The sequence below is a fragment of the Sphingomonas sp. SRS2 genome, assembly GCF_000971055.1.
GTDB lineage: Bacteria > Pseudomonadota > Alphaproteobacteria > Sphingomonadales > Sphingomonadaceae > Rhizorhabdus.
Map to the genome: position 1 here is coordinate 1 of NZ_LARW01000006.1, position 436 is coordinate 436.

The following is a 436-nucleotide window of genomic DNA, read 5'->3' on the forward strand; positions in this document are numbered from 1 at the left end:
GCTTCGATCGACGATCCATCCGGGCGCATCTGCGATGTCATTTTCCCAATCGCCGGCAAGGACAAACTGGCGGCGATCATCAAGGAAAGCCAGGCAAAGGGCGCCTTGGATCGGCGGATCTACAAGGTGATGCGGAGGTCATGGGCCAATCATTATCGCCGTATGCTGCCAAGCCTGCTTTCGGCACTGGAGTTCCGGTCGAACAACGCCGTGTGGCGTCCGGTGCTGGCGGCCCTGGACTGGATCAGAAGCAAAGTGGATGATGGATGCCGCTACGTGCCGCCGCACGCAGTGCCGGTCGACGAGGTCATTCCGGCGAGATGGCGCAGTTCCGTCATTGATGAAGAGGGGCGCGTAAACCGGATCAGTTATGAGCTTTGTGTCCTCGCGCAACTGCGCGATCGCATCCGTTCTAAGGAAATCTGGGTTGTCGGGG

Annotated in this window: 1 pseudogene; it reads left to right on the top strand. The window is 59.4% G+C overall.

The features are described 5' to 3' along the window. Positions 1-436 (top strand): annotated as a pseudogene (locus tag WP12_RS00030) (Tn3 family transposase); the annotation flags it as partial.